This window comes from Mycolicibacterium chitae, assembly GCF_900637205.1.
Lineage (GTDB): Bacteria > Actinomycetota > Actinomycetes > Mycobacteriales > Mycobacteriaceae > Mycobacterium > Mycobacterium chitae.
Genome location: NZ_LR134355.1, coordinates 5,024,463 through 5,037,371, shown reverse-complemented (window position 1 = coordinate 5,037,371; position 12,909 = coordinate 5,024,463). Strand labels below are relative to the sequence as shown.

General features: G+C 68.9%; 14 protein-coding genes. 6 read left to right on the top strand and 8 right to left on the bottom strand.

The features are described 5' to 3' along the window. Positions 1-35: 35 nt before the first annotated feature. Together EL338_RS24100 and EL338_RS24095 are read left to right on the top strand one after the other, a co-directional pair. Positions 36-1,643 (top strand): glycosyl hydrolase family 79 N-terminal domain-containing protein, encoded by a 1,608-nt coding sequence (locus EL338_RS24100; RefSeq protein ID WP_197721906.1) that lies wholly within the window; start codon positions 36-38, stop codon positions 1,641-1,643. 13 nt (positions 1,644-1,656) lie between these two features. Beyond that, positions 1,657-3,093, top strand: a complete 1,437-nt coding sequence (locus EL338_RS24095; RefSeq protein WP_235666275.1) for an amidohydrolase — start codon at positions 1,657-1,659, stop codon at positions 3,091-3,093. 16 nt (positions 3,094-3,109) lie between these two features. On the opposite strand, the gene EL338_RS24090 is transcribed toward EL338_RS24095, so the two are convergent. From EL338_RS24090 to EL338_RS24065, 6 genes are all read right to left on the bottom strand, one after another. Then, positions 3,110-3,409, bottom strand: coding sequence for a DUF4193 domain-containing protein (locus EL338_RS24090; protein ID WP_126336046.1), 300 nt, complete (start codon positions 3,407-3,409; stop codon positions 3,110-3,112). A gap of 154 nt (positions 3,410-3,563) precedes the next feature. After that, positions 3,564-4,790 (bottom strand): TerC family protein, encoded by a 1,227-nt coding sequence (locus EL338_RS24085; protein WP_126336045.1) that lies wholly within the window; start codon positions 4,788-4,790, stop codon positions 3,564-3,566. 54 nt (positions 4,791-4,844) lie between these two features. Beyond that, a complete protein-coding gene (locus EL338_RS24080) occupies positions 4,845-5,738 on the bottom strand; it encodes an LLM class flavin-dependent oxidoreductase (RefSeq protein ID WP_126336044.1) in 894 nt (297 codons plus the stop codon). Between the two features lie 31 nt (positions 5,739-5,769). Further along, the gene (locus EL338_RS24075; protein WP_179967128.1) at positions 5,770-7,146 is read right to left on the bottom strand and encodes an MFS transporter; all 1,377 of its coding nucleotides are present in this window, start codon (positions 7,144-7,146) and stop codon (positions 5,770-5,772) included. 188 nt (positions 7,147-7,334) lie between these two features. Then, on the bottom strand, positions 7,335-7,871 hold the full coding sequence (locus EL338_RS24070) for a hypothetical protein (protein WP_179967127.1): 537 nt from the start codon (positions 7,869-7,871) through the stop codon (positions 7,335-7,337). A gap of 138 nt (positions 7,872-8,009) precedes the next feature. Then, positions 8,010-8,264, bottom strand: coding sequence for a metallothionein (locus EL338_RS24065; protein ID WP_126336043.1), 255 nt, complete (start codon positions 8,262-8,264; stop codon positions 8,010-8,012). Between the two features lie 230 nt (positions 8,265-8,494). Between EL338_RS24065 and EL338_RS24060 the strand changes: the two genes are divergently transcribed. Together EL338_RS24060 and EL338_RS24055 are read left to right on the top strand one after the other, a co-directional pair. Further along, positions 8,495-9,481 carry a ferritin-like domain-containing protein gene (locus EL338_RS24060; protein WP_126336042.1) on the top strand — a complete coding sequence of 329 codons (987 nt, stop codon included), beginning with the start codon at positions 8,495-8,497 and terminating at the stop codon, positions 9,479-9,481. A 150-nt stretch (positions 9,482-9,631) separates the two neighbouring features. Then, a complete protein-coding gene (locus EL338_RS24055) occupies positions 9,632-10,351 on the top strand; it encodes a ZIP family metal transporter (RefSeq protein WP_126336041.1) in 720 nt (239 codons plus the stop codon). 8 nt (positions 10,352-10,359) lie between these two features. Here the strand turns inward: EL338_RS24055 and EL338_RS24050 are convergent, their stop codons facing one another. Further along, positions 10,360-10,809, bottom strand: a complete 450-nt coding sequence (locus EL338_RS24050; RefSeq protein WP_179967126.1) for an SRPBCC family protein — start codon at positions 10,807-10,809, stop codon at positions 10,360-10,362. Positions 10,810-10,967: 158 nt separating this feature from the next. Between EL338_RS24050 and EL338_RS24045 the strand changes: the two genes are divergently transcribed. Together EL338_RS24045 and EL338_RS24040 are read left to right on the top strand one after the other, a co-directional pair. Next, on the top strand, positions 10,968-11,657 hold the full coding sequence (locus tag EL338_RS24045; protein ID WP_126336040.1) for a HemK2/MTQ2 family protein methyltransferase: 690 nt from the start codon (positions 10,968-10,970) through the stop codon (positions 11,655-11,657). A 47-nt stretch (positions 11,658-11,704) separates the two neighbouring features. Next, a complete protein-coding gene (locus EL338_RS24040) occupies positions 11,705-11,890 on the top strand; it encodes a CDGSH iron-sulfur domain-containing protein (protein ID WP_126337087.1) in 186 nt (61 codons plus the stop codon). Between the two features lie 7 nt (positions 11,891-11,897). Here EL338_RS24040 and EL338_RS24035 read toward each other — a convergent pair whose 3' ends face one another. Then, complete coding sequence (locus EL338_RS24035) at positions 11,898-12,908, bottom strand: iron-containing redox enzyme family protein (RefSeq protein WP_126336039.1); 1,011 nt, start codon at positions 12,906-12,908, stop codon at positions 11,898-11,900. Position 12,909 lies beyond the last annotated feature (1 nt).

Sequence of the window (12,909 nt, the reverse complement as noted above, 5' to 3'; positions counted from 1 at the left end):
CCCGCATTCCCGGACATACGCCGACCATGCCAACGATGAGGTTGCGGTGGGTTGGCGCGGTCGTTGCGGCTGTGGCGCTGGGCGCGGCGGGTTGCGGATCGCCATCGGACACCGAAGAGGAAGCATCGCCAAACGCCCTGCAACCGGCGGAATTCGAAAAGCTGGGGACCGTCGACGAGCGATACCAGTCCTACAACGTCGAGATGCTCGAGGTGACCGGCGGCGCTTTCTGGAAGCCCTACGGTGCGACCGCCGACGCCTCGCCCACCACCTCGGCGACGCCGGCCCCGGCCTACACGCCCGAGGGCATGGACCCGGACATCTACCAGTACCGGCCGCCGCTGGACCTCGGTGATCCCCGGCTGCGCACCCTGGCCGCCGCGCTCGGACCGGCCTACGTCCGGGTCAGCGGCACCTGGGCCAACACCACCTACTTCGCCGCCGAGGAGCAGCCGCCCGAGCAGCCGCCCGAGGGTTTCGACGGGGTACTCACCCGCGACCAGTGGCGCGGCGTGGTCGACTTCTCCGACGCGGTCGACGCCGACATCCTGACCTCGTTCGCGGTCAGCCCGGGCACCCGCGACGCGGACGGCACCTGGACGCCGGAGGTGGCCCAACGCTGGCTGGACTACACCCGCTCGGTCGGCGGGCAGATCGCCGCGGCCGAGTTCATGAACGAACCGAACGCGGCCGCCATGGGCGGTGCCCCGGCCGGCTACGACGCCGAGGCCTACGGACGGGACTTCGACGCCTTCCAGGACTTCGCCGCCCGCAGTGCGCCCGATATGACGGTCGTCGGCCCCAGTTCGGTCGGGGAGACCCCCGCGCCGTGGGGCATGACCTACGGCGTCAGCGGCACCATTCCCACCGAGGATCTGCTGGCCGCGTCCGGTCCCGGCCTGGACGTGTTCTCCTACCACCACTACGGCGCCGCATCGCAACGCTGCGCCGAACAGGGCATGGCGCAGACCACGCCCGAGGACGCGCTGAGCGAGGAATGGCTGGCCCGCACCAGCCAGACCCGCGAGTTCTACGGCGGCCTGCGGGATCAGCACGCGCCGGACAAGCCGCTGTGGAACACCGAGACCGCCGACGCCGCCTGCGGCGGAAATCCCTGGGCCTCAACCTTCCTCGACAGTTTCCGCTACCTGGATCAGCTCGGCCGGCTGGCGAAGGAGGGGGTGCAGGTGGTTGCGCACAACACGCTGGTCGCCAGCGACTACGGGCTGCTCGACGACACCGACTTCACGCCCAAGCCCAACTACTGGGCGGCGCTGCTGTGGCAGCGGCTGATGGGACCGACCGTGCTGGACTCCGGGATGCCGATCGAACAGGGCATGCACCTCTACGCCCACTGCCACCCCGACCGGTCCGGCGCGGTGACCCTGCTGGCGATCAACAACGACCGCACCGCCGCATCGACCCTGGACCTGCCGGTCGCCGGGCAGCGCTACACGCTGGCCGCGGACCCGCTCGACTCCCGGACGGTGGACCTGAACGGGCAGCCGCTGGCCCTCGGCCCGAACGACACGCTGCCCGACTTGGCGGGCGCGCCCGTCGAGGCCGGTGAATTGGCCCTGGACCCGGCTACGATCACCTTCGTGACCATCCCGACCGCCGACAACCCCGCATGCGGATCATGAGGAAGGAACCGAGATGGCCACTCCCGAGGAGTTCCACGCCGGTCACATGTGCGGCTGGGACCAGGTCAGGCTGGTACCCAAGATCCCCGTCCTGGCACCCCGATTCGTCTCGCGCCGCCAGGTGTTCGGCGGCGTCGGCGTCCTATCGGTCGCGGCGTTGCTCGCCGCTTGTGGCTCTGAGCAGTCGTCGACCTCGGGTGCGAACGGCGACTCCCCGGCCGGCGCCGCGCCCTCGGTGGACCCGTCGGTGACCCCGGCCAAGCTGGGCAACGCCACCAACGGGATCGACGAGATCCAGGGGTGGCAGGAGGAGTTCTACAAGGACCTGCACCGACATCCGGACGTGTGGGGTGAGGAGGCGCGCACCGCGGCGAAGGTGACCGCCAAGCTCGAGGAGATCGGCGCCGACGAGATCCTGCAGATCGGCGGTGGCGTGGTCGGCATCTTCCGCAACGGTGAGGGCCGGCGCGTGCTGTTCCGCGCCGACATGGACGCGTTGCCGGTGACCGAGGCGACCGGGCTGGACTACGCCTCCACCGAGGAAGGCAAGATGCACGCCTGCGGCCACGACGCCCACGTGGCGTCGGCGCTCGGCGCCGCCGCGCTGCTGGCCAGTAACAAGAGCGAATGGTCGGACACCTACCTGGCGCTGTTCCAGCCCGGCGAGGAGACCGGCAAGGGTGCCCAGGCCATGGTCGACGACGGGCTGGTCGACAAGCTGGCCGGCGACAAACCCGACGTCTGCCTGGCCCAACACGTGCTGACCGCGCCGGAGGCCGGGCACGTCGCGACCCGATCCGGGCCCGCCCTGTCCGCCGGCGACAGCCTGAAGGTGACGGTGTTCGGCAAGGGATCGCACGGCTCGATGCCGGAACTCGGGGTCGACCCGGCGGTGCTGGCGTCGGCGATCGTGCTGCGGTTGCAGACCATCGTCTCCCGAGAGATCGCCCCCGCCGATTTCGGTGTGCTCACCGTCGGATCCGTGCAGGTGGGCAACTCGCCCAACGTCATCGCCGACCGGGCCGAGCTGCTGCTGAACATGCGGACCTACGACCCGGCGGTGCGCGACACCATGCTGGGCGCGGTCGAGCGGATCGTGCGCGGTGAGTGCGAGGCCTCCGGTTCGCCGCGGGAACCGATCATCGAAAGCATCGCCACGTTCCCGCTGACGTCGAATGATCCGGCCGTCACCGACGCCGTGACGACGGCGTTCACGCAGGCGTTCGGCGAGAACCGGGTCCACGAGTTGGAGGCGGTCCCGGCCTCGGAGGACTTCAGCCGGATCCCGGACGCCTTCGGCGTGCCGTACACGTTCTGGGGCAACGGCGGTTTTCTTCCCGGGATGAACGTCGTCGGGAACCACAATCCGGAATTTGCGCCCGCGATCCAGCCGACGCTGCGCACGGGCACCGAGGCCGCGATCGCGGCCAGCTTGGCCTATCTGAGCTGAGTCAGGCTGGGCTGAATCAGGCGCAGTCGGCGCAGATCGGTTGGTCGTCGACCCGGCGTGCCAGCCGATGGCTGTGATGCACGAGGAAGCAACTGCTGCAGGTGAATTCGTCGGCCTGCTTGGGAACCACCCGCACCGTCAACTCTTCACCGGAAAGGTCGGCGCCGGGCAGTTCGAAGCCCTCGAAATCGGCGGACTCGTCGACGTCGATCACGGCCGTCGCGGCGTCCTTGCGGCGGCTCGCCAGAGCCTCCAGGGACTCGTCGACCGTCTCTTCGGTTTCCTTCTGGCGGGGTGCGTCATAGTCAGTGGCCATCTCTTGTCCTCTCCATGTGCACTTGGCCTCGGTCCCACAACGTCGGCAATCTCAGTCTTGTTCCCCGGCAGGCGCCGGATGAAACCGCACAGCAACGCAGCACTGTACGCGGTCGCTCGGCGCGGTGCACCGCCAGTGGTGACGAGCCGCGGTTTCACGTCAGCCCGCGGCGGATGAAAGGTTCGGCGCGCCCGCGCGAGACGGCCTCGTCGTGCTTGGCCGCGGCCCGGTCGAGCAGGTCGATCAACGCCGCCTCGTCGCGCACCATCTGGCGGTACTTCGGGCCCAGCTCGAGGATCCGGTCGCGCTGTTTGAGCAACTCGCCGAAGATGCGTTCGCGTTCCCCCGCGTCGTGGGTGTATTCCGAATCGAGGTAGGCGGTGGCGTAGCGGCGCGCATTCGAGATCGCCGTCTGCGCCTTGCCCTTGGGGCTGAGCAACGAGGCGGCCACGGTCACCACCAGCACGCCGATGATCACCGTCAACGACATGCTCGTGCTGATCTCGATGACCGTGACCGGCTCGCCGTCGTTGATGAACGGCACGTTGTTCTCGTGCAGCGCGTGCAGGATCAGCTTGACGCCGATGAAGCCCAGGATCGCGGCCAGGCCGTAGGACAGGTAGATGAGCCGGTCCAGCAGGCCGTCGATCAGGAAGTAGAGCTGGCGCAGGCCCAGCAGCGAGAACGCCGTCGCGGTGAAGACCAGGTAAACGTTCTGCGTGAGACCGAAGATCGCCGGGACCGAGTCCAGGGCGAACAGGATGTCCGTGCCGCCGATGGCGACCATCACCAGCAGCATCGGCGTCAGCATCCGCTTGCCGTCCACGACGGTCGTCAGCTTGTCGCCGTCGTAGTGCTCGCTGGTGGGGATCAGCTTCTTGGCCGCGCGGATGACGAAATTGTCGGCGCCGCGGGACTCCTCGCTGTCGTCGGGCTTGAGCAGGCCGCCGGCGGTCAACAACAGGATCAGGCCGAACACGTAGAACACCCAGGCGAACGTGTTGATCAGCGCGGCCCCGAGGAAGATGAAGCCGGAGCGGGCGATGAGCGCGAAGACGATCCCGAACAACAGCACCTTCTGCTGGTCCTCGCGGGGCACCCGGAAGCTGGCGATGATGACCAGGAAGACGAACAGGTTGTCCACCGACAGGGCCTTCTCGGTGACGTAGCCGGCGAAGTACTCCGAGCCGGGCTCCACCCCGCCGAAGACCAACACCCCGACCCCGAACAGCACCGCGATGCCGACGTAGAGCGCTGACCACACCGCGGCCTCACGCAGCGTGGGGACGTGCGGCTTGCGCACGTGGAAGACGAAGTCGAAGGCGAGCAGGCCGGCAATTCCGGCGATCGTCAGAGCCCACACCCAGCCAGGAACATCCACCGCGCAACCGCCCTTCTCCGGCAGCCGGTTTCCCCGGATTCCCGGTAGTTGAAACTAGCGCGCGGCGGCCACCAGTTCCCGGACCGCCGGCGCCACCTCGGCGGCGTAGCGCTCCGTGGTGGCCGCGTCGTCGGAGGCCAGGATGAATCCGCTGGTGCCGTACGTCAGGGCGACCTCGGTCAACTGTTCGGCCCACTGCCGCGGTGGTCCATCGAGAAAACCGCCGCCATCGGAGGCGAAGCGGCCGCCGATGTTGAGCAGTCGGCGCACGGCCGTCGGGGCGCGGTCGGCCTGCCGGGCCGCCTCGTCGATGCGCGCGTTCATCGCCGCGAGGTCGGCCACGCCGTTGTCGAGGTACTGCACGGACGGCAGCCAGCCGTCGGCGAGGCGCCCGATCAGCCCGAGCATCCGGGGCTGGTAGCCGCCGATCCAGATGCCGATGTCATGCGCCGGGGCGGGACCACGCTTGGCGCCGCGTACTTGGTAGTGCTCCCCGTCGACCGCCAGCACGTCGCGGTTGTCGTCGTCCCAGATGCCGCGGATGACGGCGAGGGCCTCCTCGAGGGCTTCGATGGACTCTCCGGGGGTGCGTCGCGGCCCGCCCATCGCGGCGACACCATCCCAGAAGGCGCCGGCACCCAGGCCCAGTTCCACTCGGCCGCTGCTGAGCAGATCCAGCGATGCGAGGCTGCGGGCCAGTACCGCCGGCGGGCGCAGCGGCAGATTGGTGACGTTGGCGGCCAACCGGATTCGCTGCGTCAACGCGGCGACATAGGCCAGCAGGGTCGAGGTGTCGTGGAACTTCGGCACGTACGGGTGGTCCTGGAAGGTCACCAGGTCCAGGCCCGCCCGATCCGCGAGCACCGCGAGTTCGACGGCCTGCTGAGGGGGTCGGTTGATGGGGGTGACGAAGGTGCCGAACAGGAGGTCGTGTCCGTAATCGCCCATCGAAGGGGTGCCTCCTGGTTCGGCTCGCTGCCTACCGGTCCTGTCCGGCCAGCTCGAGGTCCTCGTCGTGGTGGTCCTCGGGGGACACGTTGCGCTGCCGGGAACGCAGTGTCAAGGTCGCCAGCGCGGCGATGGCCAGCGGCACGGCGATGAAGCCGAAGTAGCCGCCCACGCCGACGCTGCTCAGCAGCGCGCCACCGAGCGAGGAACCGATGATCGAACCCGTGCGCCCGACACCGATGGAGAAACCGGTTGCGGTGCCCCGCAATTGCGTCGGATAGGTCTCGGCGATCAGGTAGTTCAGCACCAGCTGCTGGCCACCGATGCCGAAGCCGGCCAGGGCGATCAACAGGAAGGTCAGGGTCCAGTTCGAGCCGCTGACCGAAAGGCCCAGCGCCACCAGGATGCCCACGCCGAACATGCCGAGCAACAGCGTCCGGATCGCCACCCGGGACAGCAGCGCGGCCACCAGGAACGAGAACAGGATGAAGGCGCCGTTGACCACGATGGTGCCGGAGGCGGCCTGCTCCTTGGACAATCCGGCCTGGTGCAGCGCGGTCGGGGTCCACTGCAGCAGCAGGAACCAGGCGACCCAATTGGCGAGATAGATCGCGCAGATGGTGATGGTCGAGTTGCGGTAGGTGCTGTCGAACAGGGCGCGGATGGATCCGGCGTTCTCGTCGTCATCCTGATCGGCCTGCAAGACGGTGCCCGCGGGGATGGCCGCGCCGGTCATGCGCTGTAACAGGTTGCGCGCCTTGGTCTGGCTGGCGGCATCGCCGCGGGTGGCCAGGTAGCTCGGGGACTCGGGCAGGGCCAGCACGACGACCAGCAGCAGGATCAGCGGCAGCACACCGCCGAGCAGGAAGATGCCGCGCCAGCCGAGCACGGGCAGCCAGGCCGCGGCGACCACGCCGCCGAGCATCGCGCCGCCGGGCAGGCCCAGCAGCACCAGCGTCATCGACATCTTGCGGGACTGCACGGGGCTGTATTCGGCGGCCAGGGCCAGCAGCGACGGGGTGGCGCCGCCCATTCCGAGGCCGATGAGAAAGCGCAGCAGGATGATCTGCCACGGCGCCTGGGCGAAGGCACCGAGGAAGGAGAAGAACCCGAAGATGGTCAGCGCCAACAGGATTGCGCGCTTACGTCCGATCCGGTCGCCGACCGAGCCCAGGGTGATCGCGCCGAGTGCCATGCCGACGGTACTCGCGGTGATCACCGCCGTCATCGCGGCGGTCGACATGGCGAATTCCTCGGCGATCGAGGACCCGATGAACGCGATCGACTGGGTGTCGAAGCCGTCCAGCAGGGCGATGACGAAGCAGAGCGCGACAACGCCCCAACGCTTCACATTCATTGGCGTGTCATCGATGACCGACTGCACGCGAATCGGCGGGGCGAGTGTCATGGGAGCCTTCCTCTGCACACGACGGGGGTCGGGTTACGACCACCTGTCGCGGCGTAGGGACTCAGTGCAGATCTCGCGCGGCGCCTACTGCGGGCCGGGGGCTCTGCCTGTGATGGTCGACACTAATGACGGTAAGTGTCGGATCCATCAAGGACAAGAACACATTTACGTGCGATTGATCGATTTGATCAATGAATGTTGGCGCGAATGTGCGCAGAACCGGTGTTGGGCACGGTGTGTCGGCCGGGGACGCGCCCGGTCGCGGGGGAGCCCGGCCTGGTCGCGGGGGAGCCCAGCCCGGTCGCGGGGAGTCTCAGCCCGGTCGCGGGGCGCGGGGGGTTGGCGCGGCGGATGCGTCGATTGAGTACCCGTCGTTCGCGCGGGGTCAGCGCGCGATGGCGTTCGGCGACGAGGGCCAGCTGCTGCCAGCTGAGCCCGTCGAGATCGCCGTCGGCGTCATGGGTGGCGACCACGACGCTGCCGCGCAGTAGCGGCACCGACTTGGCGCTGAATGTCGATGTGGTCAAAAGGAGTTCGGTGGCCGCACGGTTGACGCGACGTTGGCAGCCGCGCGTGCTCGGGCTGAACCAGAAGTCGAACTGGCGGTCGGTGCTGGTCAGGCTCTGTAGACCCTGATCGCGGATCAGTTGGTCGATGTCGGCGGCGGTGTAGGCGCTGGTCTCATAGATCGCGCCGTTGACGCGGTAATACAGAACGGTGTTCATCGTGATGTTCCATTCGTCGCTTTCTTCGGTCCGAAGCAGTGCGGCTGTGCACTGTGACCAGAGTTACCCGTGTGACAAATGGGACAAACGTTGATAACGGTGACGTTATTCCGTCGGTAGCGTCACGCAGCGCCGGATTCAGCCGCCGGCGGGCACCGGATCGCGGTCGTTGACGTCGGCGTTGGTGTCCTTGCGGGCGCAGTGCGCACAACAGAAGATGCCGTCGTCGGTCTCGATGCCGTGGCCCAGGATGCGGCAGCCGCAATGGCCGCACTCGGGGGCCAGGTGCACGGCGGCACATTCCACGCTGTCGAAGGTCGCCTCCTTGCCGTCGTGCCAGGTGACCGTGAAGGCCTTGTCGTAGTCGTTGCCGCAGGTCGCGCAGATGCTCATCTCAACTCTTCTCGTCGGTGTCTGGGTTCGAGTTCCCGCCCCGCCCGGGGACAAACACCGCCGGCGGTGCCCACGCCGACGCCGTCCTACACCGGATCGAGGGCAATCTCACACCGGGCAGATCCGGTTAACGCCGCCCGCGCGTCGGGTAATCGGACAGACGAGGGCCCCAGCTCGCAGAGCCGGCGGTACTGACGACAGAAAACTCGATCCCAAGGGGTGGAACACGAATGGCCACGAGCACGAAGAACACAACCACGCAGATCGACACCGCGACCCTGCTGGCGCAATTGCGCACGGTATTGGACCTGACGCACACCGAGATCCAGGTCGCCGAGACCCGGGTGGCGCAGGCGCGCACCGAGGCCGTGCGGACCGAACTCGAGCAGAACGCCCACAACGGTCGTATCCGCGCCGAGGCCATCGAGAAGGCCATCCGCGACCTGGGTGGCTTCCCGGACGTCATCGGACCCTTCCTGGGCCGGGCCGCCGCGGCGGTCAAGGCGCTGACCGAGCAGGCCGAGCCGTTCGACGAGGCGCTGCTGGGCGACCTCGCGCTGGAGAACCAGCTGCTGGACCGGTCGCGCTACGTCAAGGCGCTGGCCGTCGCCGGCGGCCACAAGGACATCGAGGCGCTCGCGGAGCGGCTGATCACCGCCCACTCCGCGACCGTCGACTGGCTGACGACCGTGCTGGCCGAGGACGCCCTGGGCGGTCCGGCCGCGCTGCGCCGGACCCCGTTGCAGGCCGCGGCCGGCGGGGCGGTGAAGCTGGTGAACCTGCCGCTGACCTGGTCGGCGCGCGGCGTCGAGCGGGCCGCCGAGGCGGTGCGCTCGGTGCGCCCGGCCATCGCCGACCTGGTCGACCGCGGGTCGCGCACCGGCGATATCGCGGCAAAGACACTGGCCGGGGCGCGTGATTCGGCGCTGAACACCGCCGAGAAGATCACCCGCCGCGAAGGTGCCGACGGCGCCGCCGACGTCATCCACTCCGCGCGGGGTGCGGTCGGCGTGCTGGACGCCGACGAATTGCCGATCGCCGACTACGACGACCTCAACGTCAACGAGGCGGCGACCGCGGTCAAGGAGCTCACCGAGCCCGCCGACATCCGCGTGATCATCGCCTACGAGGAGGCGCACAAGGAGCGCGCCCGCGTGGTCTCGGCCGCGCAGACCCGCCTGGCAGCCATCGCGCAGGAGGTGGTCGGCATCAGCTGACCGACGCGCTTTCGACCGGCCCGGGCGTCCCCGCCCGGGCCGGTCGCCGTTTGACCTGCGGGGATTCGGGTAATCGGCCGGTATCTTCGAATCGGCATCGGGCCGCTGAGTGCTGGGAGGCGTGAGCGTCATGGTGTTGATGGCGGGCCGATGCTGAAGGCCCTCCTGTTCGGCTTCGGTGCCTCGAGCGCGCTGATCATCGGCGCGGCCATCGGGGCGCGGTGGACCCCGCCGCGACAGCTGGTCCGGGTGCTGCTGGCGTTCGCGAGCGGCGCGCTGATCGCCGCGCTGGCCTTCGAACTGTTCGACGACTCCTTCAAGATGGGCGGGCCCTGGCGGGCCGGCCTCGGCCTGCTCGCGGGCGCGGCGACGTTCATCGCGATCGACTGGCTGCTGGAACGCCGAGTCGAGAACCAGAAGTCCGGTGGGAAGTCGGCGGCCCGCGGGGGCGTCGGCCTGGCGCTGCTGGCGGCGGTCACCCTGGACGGCGTTCCCGAGAACCTGGCACTCGGTGTGACGTTGGTGGGCGGCGCGTCGTTCGCGCTGCTGGTGGCGATCTTCCTGTCGAACTTCCCGGAAGCCCTCGCCGGCAGCGTCGAGATGCGCAAGGGCGGGATGAGTGCGAAGGCGGTGATGATCACCTGGTCAGTGGCCGCGGCGCTGCTGGCCGCCGCCGCGATCGGCGGCTACTTCGTCGCCGGGGTGTTGCGCCCCGAGACCGTGGCCCTGGCGCTGGCGTTCGCCTGCGGAGCAGTGCTGGCCTCGGTCGCCGACACCCTCATGCCCGAGGCCTTCGAACACGGTCAGCCGCTCAACGCGTTCGCCACCACCGGCGGCTTCTTCCTGTCCTACGTGCTGTCCTCGCTGTGAACCGCGCGTCAGTCCAGTTCCTGCGGCCCGAGCCGCTCGGCCAGGGCCGCCAGACGCCAGGTGCACTCCCGGTTACGGATGCGCACCGCGAGCTCCGCGAGCTTGTCCGGCACCAGGTTGGCCGGTCCCTGCGCCGGGACCTCGTGCATCTCGATCTCGCAGCCGCCGTCGTCGCTGTCGCGCAGTTCGAGGGTGACGCGGGCCGCGCCGAGTGCACCGAACTTCGCCAGCAGCACCAGGCGCTCACCCGGGATCGATTCCTCGACCACCGTCTCGTCGTCGATGACGGCGGGCCACACCCCGACCGAATGCTTGATGGCCGCGCCGGGGGCGGGCCAATGCGGGTCGACGGCCCGCATCCGGCTGTTGCCGACCACCCACTGCGAATAGGTCCAGCCGTCGGCCATGACCGCCCAGACCCGGTCCCGGCCGGCCGACGACTTCCTGATTACAGACACTGTCCTGGTCCCCTCGCTCGAACTATTCGGCAGATACCCCAAGGCTGATCTGGGCAAACGCCTGCGCGCGATCGACGGGGCGACTGAAATTGACGTTTGATCGCCTCCGAGAGGGGGCATTTGGGAGTAATGATTCGGCATGACGAAAGTGAGCACCGGTGACGACCGCGCGAAGTGATCTCTGGCCTTCAAATGTGCCCGCAGAAGTCTATCCGCCGCAGGAGGATTCACAGCTGCTCATCGATACCGCCACTGAGAGCGGTATTCTGGCCCAGGCCGGCGTCGCCGACCTGTGCACCGGATCGGGCGTCGTGGGCATCGCCGCCGCCGCTGCGGGGGCCGGCAGCGTGCGGGCCTTCGATCTGTGTCCGCACGCGGTGCAGGCGGCCAAGTCCAACGCCGCCGTCGCCGGCGTCGACGTCGCGGTGCACCTGGGACCGTGGACCCGCGCGGCCGAGTTCGGGCCCTACGACGTGATCCTGAGCAATCCGCCCTACGTGCCGGATTTCGACGACGAACGCGAGCAGATCCCGCCGGTGGCCGGACCCCCGCTGTCCTACAACGGTGGGTTCGACGGCCGCAGCATCCTCGACCCGTTGTGCCAGACCGTCGCGGAGTTCCTGGCCCCCGGCGGTTCGTTCTTCCTGGTGCACTCGGAGTTCTCCGGCGTGGACCGGTCGCTGCAGCAACTGCGCGACGCCGAACTGGACGCCGATGTCGTGGCGCGACAGGCCATCCCCTTCGGACCCGTGCTCACCGCCCGGGCGCCGTGGCTGGAGCGCACCCGACTGCTCGAGCCGGGGCGACGGACCGAGGAACTGGTCGTCATCCGCGCGGACAAGTCGTGACCGCCGACCCCCGTCGGACCGTCCGGATTGTTCCGGGCGGTCCGATCATGGTGGAGGGACCGGTGTGCATCGAGATGCCGGACGGCAGCACCGTCGAATCGGATCGCTTCATGGTGGCCATCTGCGCGTGCCGGCGCAGCAAGAACTACCCGCTGTGCGACACCAGCCATCGTCGCCGGGCCAAGCCGGCGAGAACCGTGACCGCGCAGGCCGATAACGCCGTCGCCAACTGAGCGGCCGTCAGGCCAGCGGCCGCAGCAGCGAGGTCCGGCCGTCGGCCCAGCTGTCCAGTAGATGCCGACCCAACCGACCCTCGACCGCATCGCGGGCCCGGATCCCGAACACCACGTCGCGGTCCAGCCGCGGGTCCACCTCGACCATGGTGCCCACCACATCGGTACGCACCACCTGCTCGTGCACCGCGTCGGCCTCGACGTGCTCGCGGTAGAACAACGCGCAGGCATCCGGGGCGCCCAGGCGTTCCATCGCCTGGACCAACCGCGCCGATCCGGGCGGCGAGGTGATCTCGGTGGCGGCGAAGTGCCCGACGGCCGCGGCGCGCCACCGCCGGTGCAGCCCGAACAGCGACATCAGGTTCACCACCGCCAGCGTCACCCCGGGAACCTCGCCCAGATAGCCCAGATAGCGGGAATCCAGGCCCGCGGCGTCCATCAGATCGGCGAACAGCTGCTGATGCAGTTGGTGGCCCCGGCCGCTGCCGAACTCATCGAACTCGATGGCCACGAAGGAGGCCTTGGCCTGCCCCGTGAGCCGGGGGATCGCAAACGCGTGCGGGTCGCCCTCCTTGAGGTGGTACAGCGAGCCGTGCACGAAATACTCGCGCAGCTGATCCCAGGTTCCGGTGTCGCGCAACAGATATGACACGCCGGTTTCTTCGGCCGGCTCGATCGCGAGCTTGGCCATCTCGTCGGCGGCGGTGGCGCCGTCCTCGACGGGGCCGACCTCGTCGCGCACCGCGGACAGGAACCGACGCTCGAGTTGTCCGCGCAGTCCCAGCAGCGCCGGATTCCACTCCCACTCCGGATCGATGTCGGCGAATCCGCGGTAGTGCAGCTCGTAGCACACGTAGAGGGCCAGCTGCAGATCCAGCCCGTACGGGTCGGCATCGGCGACCGCCGCGCCCAGTTGGCCGAGCCGACGTTCGCCGTCGGTACCGCGCAGCGCGTCGAGGATTTCTGCCGAAACGACGCCGGCCGCTTCGGGCAGGCGGGGATCAACCGTGGTGAGCATG

Coding starts and splice junctions, on each gene's coding strand:
- EL338_RS24095 (WP_235666275.1), top strand. CDS start 1,657: ATGGCCACTCCCGAGGAGTTCCACGCCGGTCACATGTGCGGCTGGGAC.
- EL338_RS24060 (WP_126336042.1), top strand. CDS start 8,495: ATGGCCACGAGCACGAAGAACACAACCACGCAGATCGACACCGCGACC.
- EL338_RS24040 (WP_126337087.1), top strand. CDS start 11,705: ATGGTGGAGGGACCGGTGTGCATCGAGATGCCGGACGGCAGCACCGTC.
- EL338_RS24100 (WP_197721906.1), top strand. CDS start 36: ATGAGGTTGCGGTGGGTTGGCGCGGTCGTTGCGGCTGTGGCGCTGGGC.
- EL338_RS24090 (WP_126336046.1), bottom strand. CDS start 3,409: ATGGCCACTGACTATGACGCACCCCGCCAGAAGGAAACCGAAGAGACG.
- EL338_RS24035 (WP_126336039.1), bottom strand. CDS start 12,908: ATGCTCACCACGGTTGATCCCCGCCTGCCCGAAGCGGCCGGCGTCGTT.
- EL338_RS24070 (WP_179967127.1), bottom strand. CDS start 7,871: ATGAACACCGTTCTGTATTACCGCGTCAACGGCGCGATCTATGAGACC.
- EL338_RS24055 (WP_126336041.1), top strand. CDS start 9,632: ATGCTGAAGGCCCTCCTGTTCGGCTTCGGTGCCTCGAGCGCGCTGATC.
- EL338_RS24080 (WP_126336044.1), bottom strand. CDS start 5,738: ATGGGCGATTACGGACACGACCTCCTGTTCGGCACCTTCGTCACCCCC.
- EL338_RS24065 (WP_126336043.1), bottom strand. CDS start 8,264: ATGAGCATCTGCGCGACCTGCGGCAACGACTACGACAAGGCCTTCACG.
- EL338_RS24075 (WP_179967128.1), bottom strand. CDS start 7,146: ATGACACTCGCCCCGCCGATTCGCGTGCAGTCGGTCATCGATGACACG.